General features: G+C 36.2%; 15 protein-coding genes. 4 read left to right on the top strand and 11 right to left on the bottom strand.

Going from position 1 to position 15,534, the window contains the following annotated elements:
- A partial coding sequence (locus tag UC75_RS06130; protein ID WP_228137121.1) for a LysR substrate-binding domain-containing protein occupies positions 1 to 738 on the top strand: 738 nt, incomplete at its 5' end.
- Positions 739 to 870: 132 nt separating this feature from the next.
- Positions 871 to 2,022 carry a sterol desaturase family protein gene (locus tag UC75_RS06125; protein WP_049837025.1) on the top strand — a complete coding sequence of 384 codons (1,152 nt, stop codon included), beginning with the start codon at positions 871 to 873 and terminating at the stop codon, positions 2,020 to 2,022.
- A 40-nt stretch (positions 2,023 to 2,062) separates the two neighbouring features.
- Here UC75_RS06125 and UC75_RS06120 read toward each other — a convergent pair whose 3' ends face one another.
- Positions 2,063 to 3,265 carry an MFS transporter gene (locus UC75_RS06120; RefSeq protein WP_049837024.1) on the bottom strand — a complete coding sequence of 401 codons (1,203 nt, stop codon included), beginning with the start codon at positions 3,263 to 3,265 and terminating at the stop codon, positions 2,063 to 2,065.
- 133 nt (positions 3,266 to 3,398) lie between these two features.
- Between UC75_RS06120 and UC75_RS06115 the strand changes: the two genes are divergently transcribed.
- Together UC75_RS06115 and UC75_RS06110 are read left to right on the top strand one after the other, a co-directional pair.
- On the top strand, positions 3,399 to 3,971 hold the full coding sequence (locus tag UC75_RS06115) for a TetR/AcrR family transcriptional regulator (protein ID WP_005306800.1): 573 nt from the start codon (positions 3,399 to 3,401) through the stop codon (positions 3,969 to 3,971).
- A 446-nt stretch (positions 3,972 to 4,417) separates the two neighbouring features.
- Entirely contained in the window at positions 4,418 to 5,716 is a 1,299-nt protein-coding gene (locus UC75_RS06110) for a dicarboxylate/amino acid:cation symporter (protein ID WP_004791418.1), read from the top strand.
- Positions 5,717 to 5,882: 166 nt separating this feature from the next.
- On the opposite strand, the gene UC75_RS06105 is transcribed toward UC75_RS06110, so the two are convergent.
- From UC75_RS06105 to UC75_RS20370, 10 genes are all read right to left on the bottom strand, one after another.
- The gene (locus tag UC75_RS06105) at positions 5,883 to 6,086 is read right to left on the bottom strand and encodes a hypothetical protein (RefSeq protein WP_002119766.1); all 204 of its coding nucleotides are present in this window, start codon (positions 6,084 to 6,086) and stop codon (positions 5,883 to 5,885) included.
- A 358-nt stretch (positions 6,087 to 6,444) separates the two neighbouring features.
- Positions 6,445 to 7,176 (bottom strand): hydroxyacylglutathione hydrolase, encoded by a 732-nt coding sequence (gene gloB / locus UC75_RS06100; RefSeq protein ID WP_049837023.1) that lies wholly within the window; start codon positions 7,174 to 7,176, stop codon positions 6,445 to 6,447.
- A 162-nt stretch (positions 7,177 to 7,338) separates the two neighbouring features.
- On the bottom strand, positions 7,339 to 8,034 hold the full coding sequence (locus UC75_RS06095) for a methionine ABC transporter permease (protein WP_004791423.1): 696 nt from the start codon (positions 8,032 to 8,034) through the stop codon (positions 7,339 to 7,341).
- Complete coding sequence (locus UC75_RS06090) at positions 8,031 to 9,056, bottom strand: methionine ABC transporter ATP-binding protein (protein ID WP_004791425.1); 1,026 nt, start codon at positions 9,054 to 9,056, stop codon at positions 8,031 to 8,033. Before UC75_RS06090 ends, UC75_RS06095 begins: the two co-directional genes overlap by 4 nt.
- A gap of 75 nt (positions 9,057 to 9,131) precedes the next feature.
- Entirely contained in the window at positions 9,132 to 10,004 is an 873-nt protein-coding gene (locus tag UC75_RS06085) for a MetQ/NlpA family ABC transporter substrate-binding protein (RefSeq protein WP_049837022.1), read from the bottom strand.
- A 485-nt stretch (positions 10,005 to 10,489) separates the two neighbouring features.
- Positions 10,490 to 11,773, bottom strand: coding sequence for a phosphoribosylamine--glycine ligase (gene purD / locus UC75_RS06080; RefSeq protein ID WP_049837021.1), 1,284 nt, complete (start codon positions 11,771 to 11,773; stop codon positions 10,490 to 10,492).
- A gap of 124 nt (positions 11,774 to 11,897) precedes the next feature.
- Complete coding sequence (purH, locus tag UC75_RS06075) at positions 11,898 to 13,472, bottom strand: bifunctional phosphoribosylaminoimidazolecarboxamide formyltransferase/IMP cyclohydrolase (RefSeq protein WP_013197325.1); 1,575 nt, start codon at positions 13,470 to 13,472, stop codon at positions 11,898 to 11,900.
- 85 nt (positions 13,473 to 13,557) lie between these two features.
- A complete protein-coding gene (gene fis, locus UC75_RS06070) occupies positions 13,558 to 13,827 on the bottom strand; it encodes a DNA-binding transcriptional regulator Fis (protein ID WP_001086304.1) in 270 nt (89 codons plus the stop codon).
- Positions 13,828 to 14,203: 376 nt separating this feature from the next.
- Entirely contained in the window at positions 14,204 to 15,049 is an 846-nt protein-coding gene (locus tag UC75_RS06065; protein WP_049837020.1) for a DUF3426 domain-containing protein, read from the bottom strand.
- Between the two features lie 12 nt (positions 15,050 to 15,061).
- Positions 15,062 to 15,534 (bottom strand): 50S ribosomal protein L11 methyltransferase (locus tag UC75_RS20370; RefSeq protein ID WP_228137120.1); only part of this gene is annotated, 473 nt, incomplete at its 5' end.

Here is a 15,534-nt window from a genome sequence, read left to right as displayed (position 1 = left end):
AGAGGTGGCGTCGAACCGACCAAAGTTGCACATGAGCTTTATCCGATTTTTCATCAAGCGATTTTTAATATTGAGTCAGCGATTGCTCAAGCACAGGAATTTCATCCTCAAAACTCAAATAAAACTTTCCGAATTGGACTCTCTGACGCAGGGGAGATTTGTCTCTTGCCTAGTCTTATGGCTTTTTTGCAGAAAACAGCGCCCTATATTCAAATTGAGATTGAAGAGATTCAGTCATCTAAGGTCGAACCGTGGCTTATTGATGGCTTTTTAGATCTAGCCGTATTTAATAGTACACAGACCATAATGCCTAAAATAGAAACACGTACTTTATTTGAAGAAAGATATGTATGTATTGCTAGAGCTGACCATCCAAGGCTACAGCAGCAACTGACATTAGAGCAATATTTGCAAGAAGATCATATTGCTATCAAGTCATCGACAGGGCATATCCAAGTTGAGCAATATTTAAAAACAATGGATTTGAAGCGACGAATTCGTTTAGAAGTTCCACATTTTAGTGTTTTACAAGGTGTTTTGCAGAGTTCAGATATGTTAGTGACATTGCCGTCGCGAGCAGCTCGGCATTATCTAGCACATGGTAATGTCCAAATGTTTGAATTACCTTTTGCTATGGATTCTTTTAAAGTGAGCTTGAACTGGTTTAATCGTAGTGATGATATTATTGCCAGAAAATGGCTTATTCAATCTGTCGGTCAAATATTTGAAGTTTTATAAGAACTATTTACAGCTATTTAAAATTTCATTTTCAGATTAAGCGCTTTGATCTCAGAACTTAAAGTTCTTTCCAATTTATTATTAAATTTTGATAGCATTCGCGTTATACACAATAAGAATTGTATATGAATTATGACAGATCAATTAAGAGCAAAATTTGAGAATTTAGAACTTAACGCAGGTTTAGGGAAAATCAGCGCCTTTATTTCAATGTCACTCAGCTTACTTTGTCTGTTTGGTGCATTATGTTTTTTATTTCCCAGTGTATTAACGACCCCAGAACTCCGTCCTCTTTACGCAAAACACTATCATCTTTTTTATTATGGACTGATTACGGGCATTATTATTGGCGCTGGTTTCGGTGCATTTAGTGCAATTGTCCGTCAAAACAGATATGGCTTTTACGGACTATGTTTTTCACTTGTAGCAGCAGTTTTGGGCTGTGGTGTAATTGAGGCGCCCGTTTTACCAAGTGTACCGTTTTATGCTGGTATCGATTATTTTGTACTCACCTTATTCATTTTAGCGTTCATTTTTATTCCGCTTGAAGGTTTTTTTGCTAAAAATCCTGAACAGAAAATATTAAGGGTGGGCTGGGTGACTGATATGAAATATTTCATGGTTAGTCATATTGGCATTCAATTATTTAGCTTTTTAACCGTTATGCCGATTCAATATTGGATTACGCATCTACCTGATAATCCAATTGTGCCTTATGTACAAGCTCAACCGATTTGGCTGCAATTTATTGAACTATTAATTGTGGTCGACTTTACGGTGTATTGGTTGCACCGCGCTATGCATGAAGTTAATTTCTTATGGCGCTTTCACGCAATTCATCATTCAACTGAATATATGGATTGGTTAGCATCTTCTCGTCTGCATATCATTGAAGTGCTAATGACTCGCTTTATTGCGACTTTACCGATTTTCCTGTTAGGTTTTCATACTTCAGCTGTTTTTGCTTATTTAATTTTTATTTCATTTCACGCTATTTTTATTCATTCTAATGTGCGTTTTCGTTTTCCATATTTGCGCTGGATTATCGCAACACCAGAATTTCACCATTGGCATCATTCTTCAGAAAAACCTGCTATTGATAAGAATTACGCTGCATTTATTCCACTCTATGATGTCATTTTTAAAAGCGTATATATGCCTAAACATTTGGCAAGTGTGTATGGAACAGTGGGTTATAAAATCCCAAATAGTTTTATAAAACAGTTTACTTGGCCTTTTAAAAAGTATGTAAAACGTTTTTTGAAGCCTTGGCGTGATCAGTAAAGTAAAAAACAGCCTTCATCGAGGCTGTTTTTTTTAATCCTTATTTACTTTTAATGTTTTTAAAAATCATTAGAAGGGCAATCAGTGCAAGACCAATAATTAAACTCATATAAATATTGGCGCTGTTCATAAGTCCAATTTTACCCACAAAGTAGCCTGCCAGAATTGCTGGAACACTAAAAGCCAAATAGCTTTCAACAAAGAATGCAGCCATTAACCCTGCACGTTCTTCGGGTAAAGCGAGAGGCATGACAGTACGAATTGCTCCCATGAATGCTGTACCAAAACCCACTCCGGTAATAATAGAACCAATAAGTAGAACCACAGCACTTGTAAAATTGATCGCTAAAAATAAAACGGTTGCGCCAATAATGATGGATAAAGTACCCGTGAGCAAAATACGAAAATTGGTAGATTTTCTAAGCGTCAGAATCCCTGCCGCACCTGAAAGGGCGAGTGCCATAAACATACTGCCGTTTAGCCAAGCTGAAGATGTCTGAAAAATTTTTGCCAGTAAAGAGGGCATAAGTGATAAGAAAAAACCACTCACCATCCAAAGCGCAATATTAATAGGGCTAATACTTAATAGAGCACCTCTTGCTTGATGAGGAATAGCCATGTTGGGTTTTAATGAAGCCAAAGCTCCTGATCTTTTGCGTACAGTCTCCGGGTTAAAGAAACTTAAAATAAGTTCAAGTGCAAACAAAACACATAAGAGTTCAAAAACCAAATGTAAGGGTTGAGCTGAAAATTGCAGAATAAAACATGTAATAAAAACGCCTACTGCCATGCCGACCATTGGAGCAATACTATTAATTAGGGAACCATGATGCTTACTAAAATCTAAGATTGCAGCTCCAATTGCAGAAACGGCAAGACCTGTTGCGATACCTTGTAGGCCACGCGCAATAAATAACATAGAAACATCTGAGGCAAAAAGGAAAAAGCTCATTGAAGCGATTTGCAAAAAAATTGCTGAAATAATGACGGGCCGACGTCCGATATAATCAGATAAAGAGCCAATAATGAGTAAAGAAGCAAGTAAGGTAAACGCGTAGGTTGCAAAAATTAAAGTTAAGATAACGGGCGAAAATTGCCATATCTGCTGATACAAACGATATAAAGGCGTAGGGGCACTAGACGCCGCCATAAAGGTCATAAGCGTGATTGTATTTAAGGTCAACGCTACTGTTGAATCTAACTGAAAAACTGATCCAGACCGTTTTGAACTTGAATTGTTCATATAAGATGAATAATATAAAAGCGAATATTTAGCTTTTATACATGATTTTTACACTAAAGCAAATCATTAGCTTTAGTGTATTTTGTATATACAAATATTATTTTAATCGTTTTTATTGAAGTAGAGCTAATTAATGGCAAAAGTTGTTACTGGGTTACGCCCGGGTGGTCGTAGTGAAAGAATTCAAACTGCGGTACATCAAGCCGTAAAAGAGCTTCAAAAAAATCTGGAGCAAAGCCAAATTACTATACCCATGATTGCTGATGAAGCAGGTGTAACACCTTCTACAATTTATCGTCGTTGGGGAGATATCAATCAGTTATTTTCAGATGTTGCTCTTAATGAGCTGAAACCCGATATGGAGCCAAAAGATTTAGGCTCATTTCAGCTTGATATCACGACATGGGTCGAACAATATTTTGAAGAGTACTCTTCTGAAGTAGGGCAAACACTGCTACGAGATTTGCTATATGCAACTGAATCTTCAAACGCTCGAAAGTGCGAAACTTTAATCGTTCAACAACTTGATATTATTCAAGCTAGAGCTAAGGCACGTAGTGAATTAACGATAGAAAATCAAGAAATTATCGAAGCTGTGATTGCACCTATGTTATTCCGCATCTTATTCACTGATCGTACATTAAGCTTAGACTATGTCCATATTTTATTAGAGCGGTTATTTAAGGCCCACCCTAATTTTAATTAATTTATCACAGCTTATTAGTCTAATTTTTTAACAAGAAATAGACATTTTCTCTTGTTAAAAAATTATATATCAATTTTTCTTATTATTTTTAAATTAAATTTTCATAATTTATAATTTACATGTTTTTAATAAAATCATTTATTTAATAAATGGTAGTCCTGAATCATTTAAACAAGTTCTTAAAGCCAATTTTATTAACTTAAATAGGGTTTAATTTTAATATAAACAATAATTTAATCTTATTTTTAATAAATTTTATAATTTTTTAAATCTTAAAATAAAAAGTATTCTATACAAATTAATGCATGATTTTTGAATTTGACATTTTTTAAATTTATAACACAGGGTGTTTTTTATTCTTTACAATGGCTTTTCCTTGTTAAAGCGGCTTGTGGTGCTAGCTTTATATTTTATTTTTTTATCCCCATCGAAAAGGTATTTAGATAATGGATTTCAATACCCTTGACCAAGAAACGGTACAGAAAAAACAGAAATTTCACCAAATTTTGTATGTACAGGTCATTTTTGCAATTATTTTGGGCATTTTAATTGGTCATTTTTACCCAGAACTTGGCGAAAGTTTAAAACCGCTTGGTGATGCATTCATCAAGATCGTTAAAATGATTATTGCTCCCGTCATCTTTTTAACAGTTGTTACAGGCATTGCCAGTATGACAAACATGAGCCGTGTGGGCCGTGTAACTGGTAAAGCGATGCTTTATTTTCTGACCTTCTCAAGCTTGGCTCTTGTGGTTGGTATGATTGTGGCAAATATTATCCAACCGGGTAAAGGCCTTAACATCGATCCTGCTACCTTAGTCAACGACAAAGTAAATACTTATGTTGAGAAGGCACATGCAACAAATATTACCGATTTCTTCATGAATATTATCCCGCAAACCTTAGTCAGTCCTTTGGCTGGTGGCGAGATTTTGCAGGTGTTATTTGTAGCGGTACTATTTGGTATTTCTTTGGCTGCTTTAGGCGACCGAGCACGCCCAATTACCGATTTTTTAAATAACTTAACAGCTCCAGTTTTCTACTTGGTTGGTATGTTAATGAAGCTTGCTCCAATTGGTGCTTTTGGTGCAATGGCTTTCACGATCGGTGCTTATGGAATCGAATCAATTGGTAATTTATTATTATTAATTATGACGTTCTATATTACTGCGGTGTTATTTGTCGTAGTGATCTTAGGTGCAGTAGCTCGTTACAACGGTTTTTCAATTATTCATTTAATTCGTTATATCAAAGATGAACTTTGGTTGGTTTTAGGCACAAGTTCTTCAGAAGCAGCTTTGCCATCTTTAATGGACAAAATGCAAAAAGCAGGTTGTGAAAAATCGGTGGTAGGTTTAGTCATTCCAACGGGTTATTCATTTAATCTTGATGGTACAAATATCTACATGACTATGGCAGCTCTGTTTATTGCACAAGCGTGTAATGTAGATTTATCAATTAGCGAGCAAATTGCATTGCTTCTTGTTGCAATGGTAAGTTCTAAAGGTGCAGCAGGGGTGACTGGTGCAGGCTTTATTACTCTAGCTGCAACTCTATCAGTTGTGCCGGCTGTTCCTGTCGCAGGTATGGCTTTAATCCTTGGTATCGACCGTTTTATGTCTGAATGCCGTGCATTAACAAACTTAGTTGGTAATGCTTGTGCAACAATTGTAGTGGCACGTTGGGATAAGGCTTTAGATAAAGATCTTCTTGATAAAGCTTTAAAAAACCATAAAGCAGATTAACTTATAAAAAAATCTGTAGCTAAGGGCAATTTGGGAGAGTAGCCCTGCTACAGATTTTCTATTTAATAACTAAAAAATATATTTTAATTAAGCCATTCTAAAGTTCTGCAACATTACTTGTCTTTCAATAAAGACAGTACTGTAATTAAAATCGAATCGTGAAAAATTATGCTTTTAAGTGATCCTCAAACTCTTCACCTAATTGCATAGCTAATGAATTACCTGCTAAATCACAAGTGACCAAACCATATTCTTTTTTAAAACTAAAAGTAAAACCTTTCCCGTCAGCGAGATTTTTAACTGAATACCCTAACTTTTCTAACCAAATACGAAACGCAATCAAATTTTTAGCTTTAACAACCTTTTTCACGTGAGAACTCCTTCTATCCGTGGCATTACATCTTATTTATTAATAGGGTTTTAATTAGATTTTTTAAAGGGGCAAAACTTTGTTTTATTTTGCAACTTGTAAAAAAAGTAAGATAAAGAAATAAAAGATTTCATTTTTATAAAATTATGAGTGTCTTATGTAACTAAAAAATAATAACTTTTTATTTAAAGTGCTGTTTGTTTTAAATATTTTTAAAAAAATAACTTCAACGATATTTTTAAAATAATGAGTAAATAAAAAATAGAGTAAATGTAAAAAATAATTACAGGCAACAGGTAATAAGCAAAAAGATACAGTTCTTAAAATGAAACAGTATCTTCTTTTTTAAAGCTCAATTTTAGAAATTATCTTTAAGAGTACGTATATGTGCGAAGTCTTCAACACTTTCTGCGCGAAGAAAGGGATTAGTCGCCAATTCAAGTTCAATCGTACTTGGTAGCGTGATTAAACCTTGTTTACGTAGTTCACGGACTTCTTGAGCTCGTTCTGCTAAGGCAAGATTATGCGGTTCTACTGTTAAAGCAAATTCGGCATTTGAAAGCGTGTATTCATGTGTGCAATAAACTTTTGTGTTGGTTGGTAATGCTGCTAGACGGCTCAGTGAGTGATACATTTGTTCAGCCGTACCTTCAAATAATCGACCACATCCCATTGCAAACAAAGTATCACCACAAAATACAGCTTCTAATTCTTCAATAAAATATACAATGTGCCCTAGGGTATGACCTGGCGTTGCAATAATTTCTACTTTTAAATCATTAAATTTTAGATGATCGTCATGTTGTAAGGGGTGGGTAATTCCCGGAATCTTTGTGAGCTCATCACGTGGACCATAGACAGTAATATTTTGGGCAGCCGTTAAATCAGCAACACCACCTATATGGTCTTTATGCCAATGAGTAAGCCAAATTTGTTTTAAATTTAACTGATGCTTTTGACAAAATTGGGTGACTAGTTCTGCTTCTGTTGGGTCAACTGCTACAGCTTCTTGGGTTTCAGTATCTTCTAAAATCCAGATATAGTTTTGGAGGGCATTCTGCACATCAATAAAATGAATTCTATAACGCATTGTTTTATCCTGAAACTAAATCCAAAGAGTAAATGAATAATAATGACTAAGTCTGATCATACCAGAAAATGGTATTGAGCCATGTACTCAACTATCTTTAAGAAAAGAGTTGTATAAAACAAAAAAAAGCCCTCTAGAAGAGAGCTTTTTTGTATGGGTGACTTAACGGAGTTTAGCGAGCCAGTTTCCTAGCGTTTGTACAATCTGTACTAATAGTAATAGGATAATGACTGTTAAAATAACAACGCTGGTATCAAAACGTTGATATCCATAAGAAATCGCTAAATCACCAATGCCACCTGCACCAACTGCCCCAGCCATAGCGGTTGCACCAATAAGACTGATTGTCGCTGTTGTAAGGTTTAAAATAAGTGAACTACGTGCTTCAGGCAAAATAAAGCGATAGATAATTTGCCAAGGTGTAGCACCCATTGCTTGAGCAGATTCAATAATTCCTTCATTGACTTCAAGTAATGAAGTTTCAATCAGACGTCCCATATAAGGACCAACATAAATAGTCAATGGAACAATAGCTGCCCATGTACCAATTGAAGTACCTACTAACAGCTTAGTAAGAGGAATCACTGCAATAAGTAAAATAATAAAAGGGAGGGAGCGTAAAGCATTTACAATTGGATTAAGTAAATGATAAATCACTTTATTCGGTAAAATGCCCTCTGGACGGGTAACTAATAAAATAATTCCCTGAATAAATCCCCAAATACCACCAAACAAAAGTGCGAAGAAAACCATATTAAAGGTTTCTTGCAAAGCTGTAACGAATTGATCAATAGAAAGGGAGCTGTGCCAGAAAGGTTGAGTAAGTTCAGTTAACCATTGTACGATTAAATCTCTCATACTTGATCTCCTGATTGAACTACACCTACTTCATTTTGTTCCAAAAACTCAATAGCTTGTTTGATGAGCTGAGGATCACCTAAAAGCTGCACAAACATTTGACCAATGACTGTGCCATTAATTTCAGTCATGTTGGCAAATAAAATATTTAAGCTAATATCGAATTGTTTAATCAGCGACTGAATTACAGGTTCTTGAGCAGAACGTCCTAAAAACTGTAAACAGTAAATACTATGATGATGCTGGTTTTCGAGCTGATTTAAAATATTTACAGGCAACTGTTGATGTAAAACAGTTTGAATGAAGTTCTTAGTGGTTGGATGTTGAGGTTTGCTAAAAATATCAATCGTTGAACCTTGTTCAATGACTTTACCTGCTTCCATCACAGCCACATGATCACAAATAGTTTCGATGACATCCATTTCATGGGTCACCATAACAATCGTGATTTTTTGCTCTTGATTAATTTTCTTCAGCAGTTCTAAAACTGATTTGGTAGTTTGCGGGTCTAGAGCAGAAGTTGCTTCATCACACAAAAGAATTTTTGGATGATTTGCCAAAGCACGGGCAATACCGACACGTTGCTTTTGTCCGCCAGAAAGTTCATCTGGATAAGCATCTTTTTTATGCTTAAGATCAATGAACTCCAATAACTCATTCAGGCGTTTTTCACGTTCTACCTTATTGTAATTCAGTAGGCGCATTGGCATTTCAATATTTTCAGCAACTGTCTTGGTTTGTAGCAAATTGAAGTGCTGGAAAATCATTCCAATACTTGCACGTTCCTGACGTAATGAGCGCGCATCCAAAGCGGTGAAATCTTTCTGATTAATAATGATTTGACCTTCTGTTGGTCGCTCAAGTAGGTTGATCAGGCGGATTAAGGTACTTTTACCTGCACCACTATAGCCAATGATGCCAAAAATACTGCCCTCTGGAATCTCTAAATTGATTTGGTCGAGTGCGCGTATGGTTTGACTTTTGAGCTGATAGTGCTTTGAAATGTTTTTAAATTGAATCATATCTTCAGAAACTATGCTGGAAAGAAAAAACAGGCAAAGAGAATTTGCCTGTTTCACGTTTGGGCTATTATATTACTATTTAGCTTCTGAGAGATAGCTGATCGGTTGATCTACGTCAACTTTTGTTCCACCTAAGTGTTCTTCAACGTATTTTTTAACAGCGGCAGTGTGGTAAAGCTTACCAACTTTTTGCAAGACAGGATCATTTTTACGTGATTCAGTAGTTGCTAGAACGTTTACACTAATTTTTGAGATTTGATCAATAGGTTCATAGAACATAGAATCTTTGAGTACGTTTAAACCTCCCTCGAGTGCTATGGTATTATTTAATACAACTGCATCAAATTCATTTTTAAGACGTAATGCAGTTTCCATTTTGATTGGTTTGATGTTGATCTTTTTGGGATTTTCGATAACATCAATTGGACTGCCATGAATAGGATTAAAGTCAGCTTTAAGCTTGATTAAGCCAGCAGTTTGTAACAAGAGTAGCGCACGAGATTCGCTGGCAGCATCATCCGGGATTGAAATAATTGCACCTTCAGGAACTTCTTCAATTTTTTTGTATTTACTTGAATAAATCCCCATTGGCTCAATATAAGTGGTAGAAACTGGTGCAATCTTATCCGGGTTTGAATTATTAAATGCAGTAAGATAAGAATAAGCTTGGAATGCGTTCAAATCTACTTCTTTATTTGCAATTGCTGTATTCATTGAAACGGAGTCTGAGAAGTTTTTTACTTCTAACTTCAGTCCAGCAGCTTGGGTTTCAGGTAAAGATGCGATATAACGCCAAATTTCAGCATCCGAACCTGTAGAGGCAATTACTACCTTTTGTACTTTGGAACTATCATTGTTTTGTTCGGCTTGTTGAGCATTTTCTTGTTTGCTACATGCTGTCAATAATACTACTGACATGCTTAAAAAAAGGCTGATCAGCTTTTTCATTTAAAAAAGTCCTGATTAAGATATAGAACAATAAAGATTGATCTATATCAATATGAAAAGAGAGGAGTTGAAATTACAACTAGTCTAAACTCTGTGATCTTTTTCTGGGGTTCCATAATTTGCTTGCATATTTTGGCTATAACAGAGGGTAATTGTTTAATAAACAAAAACTGTTTCCCCAAACAGTTCATCCCCAACAGTAGCCAAACGAGCATTCATAAATTTAGAATATTAAAAAACTCTCTACAGGCATAATTTGTAGAGCAAGTCTTTATGGAAATTATTAAAACAGCAGTGTCTGATGACAGTTACAACTATGTACTAATGATAGCAATAAAAGTATGCTTGATATAGGGGACTTCTTTTTATTTGTTGATATCTTTAGCAAAATTTTAAAGATTTATACGATTTCTTATATCGTGATACGTAATAAAAAAGCCTCTATATAGAGGCTTTTTTATTAGCGTTTTAAACTTGTAGGTTTTTTAAGCTTTTTCACGTGCAATTGCGCGGTAGCCAATGTCATTACGATATTGCATACCAGTAAAGGTAACTTGACCACATACTTCTAGCGCATTAATTTGTGCTTCAAGAACGCTGTCGCCCAATGCTGTTACACAAAGAACTCGACCACCAGAAGTCACGATATGACCATCTTCACGAGTTGCAGTACCTGCATGGAAAATTTTAGTATCTTCAGGTGATTGTCCGATACCAGAAATTACATCGCCTTTGCGTACGCTATCAGGATAGCCTTCAGCTGCGAGTACAATACCGATTGACTTACGCTCATCCCATTCAGCTTCTTTTGGTAAATTACCAGCAATACCAGCTTCTACCAATTCAACAAGAGATGATTTTAAACGCATCATGATCGGTTGAGTTTCAGGGTCGCCAAAACGACAGTTAAACTCAATCACACGTGGTTGGCCTTGCTCATCAATCATTAGACCAGCATATAAGAAACCAGTGTAAACATGTCCATCAGCAGCCATACCATCAACAGTCGGACGCATGATTTCAGTCATAACGCGTTCGAAAATGTCAGAAGTTACCACTGGAGCAGGAGAGTAGGCACCCATACCACCGGTATTAGGACCTTGATCGCCTTCAAAAATACGCTTGTGATCTTGTGAAGTTGCCATTGGTAAAATATTTTTACCATCAATCATACAAATGAAAGAAGCTTCTTCACCTGCAAGGAACTGTTCAATCACAACGCGTGAACCAGCATCACCAAATTTGTTGCCAGCAAGCATGTCATCAATTGCTGCAAAAGCTTCTTCGTTGGTCATTGCAACGATTACGCCTTTACCAGCAGCAAGACCATCAGCTTTAATTACAATTGGTGCACCATTTTTTTCAACATATGCTTTAGCTGCTTCTACTTCAGTGAAAACGTCATAGAAAGCAGTTGGAATGTTGTGACGCTTTAAAAAGTGCTTAGCAAATGCTTTTGAACCTTCAAGCTGCGCTGCATATTGAGTAGGTCCCCAAATTTTTAAACCTGCTTCACGTGCAGCATCTACCACGCCATTAACTAATGGTGCTTCTGGGCCAACAATAATAAGATCAACATTATTTTCTTTAGCAAAAGCAATGATTGCTGAGTTGTCTAAAATATCAAGTTGAACATTAACACATTTGTCTTCTGTTGCAGTTCCAGCATTACCTGGTGCAACAAAAACTTGAGTAACATTGGTATCTTGCGCAATTTTCCATGCTAAAGCATGTTCACGACCACCACTACCTAAAACTAAAATATTCATTTTTAATTTGTTCCTTAACTTTAATCCTTTTCATCTCCCTCTATCCCTCAAGTTGGAGAGTTAGCTCCATTATTGTGGAAAACCCTCCTGAATAAAAGGAGGGTTAGGGAGGACTAAATTTAAATTAGTGGCGGAAATGGCGCATACCAGTGAAGACCATTGCAATACCAGCTTCGTCAGCTGCTGCGATTACTTCTTCATCACGCATAGAACCACCTGGTTGAATAATGCATTTAATGCCAGCTTTAGCTGCATTATCAATCCCGTCACGGAACGGGAAGAATGCATCAGATGCCATCACAGCACCTTCAACAACCAAACCTGCATGTTCAGCTTTGATGGCAGCAATACGAGCTGAGTTAACACGGCTCATTTGACCTGCACCAACACCAATAGTCTGGCGATTTTTCGCATAAACAATTGCATTTGATTTTACATATTTCGCAACTTTCCAAGCAAAGATCAGGTCATCAATTTCTTGTTCAGTTGGTGCGCATTTAGTTACTACTTTAAGATCATCTTTAGTAATCATACCTAAGTCTTGATCTTGAACTAATAAACCGCCATTAACGCGTTTGTAGTCAAGTTGTGGTGCACGTGCATCAATCGCAGGTAATTCGCCACATACTAAAACACGTACGTTTTTCTTAGCGCCAGTAACTTCAAGTACACCATCAGCAATACTTGGAGCAATAATAACTTCCACGAATTGACGGTCAACGATTGCTTGAGCAGTTGCAACATCTAACTCACGGTTAAATGCAATAATTCCACCGAAAGCAGATTCTGGATCTGTTGCATAAGCTAAATCGTAAGCAGCTTTAATGCCGTCTAAAGAAACAGCAACACCACAAGGGTTAGCATGTTTTACAATTACACAAGCAGGTTTTGCGAATGATTTAACACATTCAAGTGCAGCATCTGTGTCAGCAATGTTGTTATAAGACAATTCTTTGCCTTGTAACTGTTTTGCAGTAGAAACTGATGCTTCTTTTGCATTTGCTTCAACGTAAAATGCAGCAGATTGATGTGGGTTTTCACCGTAACGTAGATCTTGTGCTTTGTTCAATTGAGTATTGAACGTACGAGGGAATAAATCAGCTTCACCTTCGGTCTTACCAACGCGAGCGCCTAAGTAAGAAGCGATCATGCCATCATATTGAGCAGTATGTTCAAATGCTTTAACAGCTAAATCAAAACGTGTTTCATAAGAAAGTGAACCAGCAGTTTTTAATTCATTGATTACGGTGTCGTAATCTGAAGCATTTACTACAATACCTACAGAAGCATGGTTTTTAGCAGCTGCGCGAACCATTGTAGGACCACCGATGTCGATATTTTCGATTGCATCAGGAAGAGTACAGTCAGGTTTTGCAACTGTCGCAGCGAATGGATAAAGGTTTACAACAACTAGATCAATCGGATCAATGTTGTGTTCTTCCATTACTGCTTCGTCTAAGCCGCGACGAGCAAGAATACCGCCATGAATTTTTGGATGTAATGTCTTAACACGACCATCCATCATTTCAGGGAAGCCAGTATGTTCAGATACTTCAACAACTGCGATGTTATTATCTTTAAGCAACTTGTATGTGCCGCCTGTAGATAATAATTCTACCCCTAAAGCTGCAAGGTTTTGAGCAAATTCGACAATTCCTGTCTTATCAGATACAGAAATCAAAGCACGTTTAATAGTCATGATGTTTAATTCAACAATTTCAAGTCTACGGATTAAAACCAATAAGCATAAAAAAATGCCCACGAAGTCGTGAGCATTTTATCATTTATTCACTCATTAAACCGTGAGCTTTTAACTTTTTACGTAAAGTGCCACGGTTGAGTCCAAGAATCTCTGCAGCACGGGTTTGATTACCACGTGTATATTCAAGAACTACAGATAAAAGAGGTTTCTCCATTTCTGCTAGCACCATGTCATATACCTGAGATGGTTGCTCACCTTGCAATTGTGCAAAATAATGACGAACTGCGCGATCCACGTGGATGCGAAGAGCAACATCAGATTGTGCAGTAAAAATAGGAGATTTGCTATTCATGCGAGTTAATCCGAAAATCAAATACTAACTTGGATAAAGTAGTATATAAATGTGGTCTAAAAATACGGAGTCCTGTTTTAGATCCTAAAACAGTGACTCTAAAACATAAGAACAATTAGCTTGCCATATTTCTTCGTATTGAATAAAAAATAAGCGTAACAATAGTTAAATATTTGTTACAGCTCCCTCAAAAACAAAAAAAGTTAGGCTATGTGCTTAAAGTAGAAAAGCACACATGCTTAACAGTATTTTTTTTGGATTGAGAGCGAGGAGTATATGAGTCAAAGCTTTCGTGGCGCGTATCATACCATTGTCTAGGAAAAAGTGAGCAAATTAACTGCATTTTTTTTTATTTTTTTTTCACTTTTTTTACATTTTAGGGGTGGACAATTTCTAATCGATAATTTAATAGGCTTTTTTTGCTTTTGTTTAGCTCAAATTGGAATCGGAAAGGGGTATCAGAGGGAATGCGTTGAATACCTCGTAAGTTTTCAACAAGATATTGTTGAGGAGTCAATATAATTTCTTCTGTTTTGTTTGGCTCTGTTGAAAAACTCAACTTTAGGTTTGGAAGTTCAATACTTTTATCATTCTGATTAAGCAATATGCCTGAGAATTGCGTATGACTTGTATCAACTTTGCGGAGTTTTAACTTTTCTATATAAATAAGTTGATATTGTTCGGCTGACTTATTGCAGTGCATTATTTCGCAAACGTAATTAAATGCATGGCTAACGGTCGGGCTTGCATGCATGAGTTTAGGATTAAACCAGAGAATTTGAAAAGTAAAAACTAAAATTAAAATAAGGTTAGCAGAACTCCAGAGCGTGTAGTACAGCCAACTATGCTTTTTATTATTGTCTTGTTCTTGCGAGGAAGTTTGTTCAGCTAAATTAAGATTTGGTAGGGCGTTAATAGGTTCGTTATGAAAATAATTTAAGTTGTTGAGATAGGTTAAAAGATCAATATTAGAATTTTCAACTTTTTGATCGAAGATATCTAATACGTGCGAATGTGTCATATATCTCGTTTGCATTGAACCATTGGCTAATGTAGATGAGTTAACTATGACAGGGTTTTCAATATTAATCAGATGGGTGAGTGCATTAAAGCTCGAATCACATTTAGGGCAACAAACCATACCCTGAGCAACAGTCAATTGAGTAAGAGATACTTTATAAACTGTTAAACACTTAGGGCAGCGGGTTTGTTTTTCATTCATGAGTTAAAAGTCTCAATTTATTGTTTTACGTTTTCCTGAAATGCGACACCAGTTCTCTTCGCGCTTTTCGACATCTAATATATCAAAAAATTCAGAATAAACACCTGAAACATCAGTAACTTGCTCTTCAATTACACCTGCGAGTGCGAACTCACCCTCAGATTTAATTAAATTTGCAAACTCTGGCGCAAGTGCCATTAATGGACCAGCCAAAATATTTGCAACTAGAACATCTGCTTGCTGAGGTTTGAACTCTTGATCGAATTCTTCAGGAAGGCCTACATATAGTCCGTCTAATACCCCATTAAGTTCAGCATTTTGTTTTGTTGCTAAAACAGCTTGAGGGTCAATATCTGTGGCATATACTTTTTTTGCGCCTAATAATAAAGCGGCTACACCTAAAATGCCTGAACCACAACCATAATCAATCACGATCTTATCTTTAACGTCAGTTTTACCTAACCATTGTAAGCATAAGAAGGTAC

The organism is Acinetobacter sp. V2 (assembly GCF_001188385.1).
Taxonomy (GTDB): domain Bacteria; phylum Pseudomonadota; class Gammaproteobacteria; order Pseudomonadales; family Moraxellaceae; genus Acinetobacter; species Acinetobacter oleivorans.
Note: the sequence above shows the minus strand (reverse complement) of the source record. Positions and strands in the feature narration are given on the sequence as shown.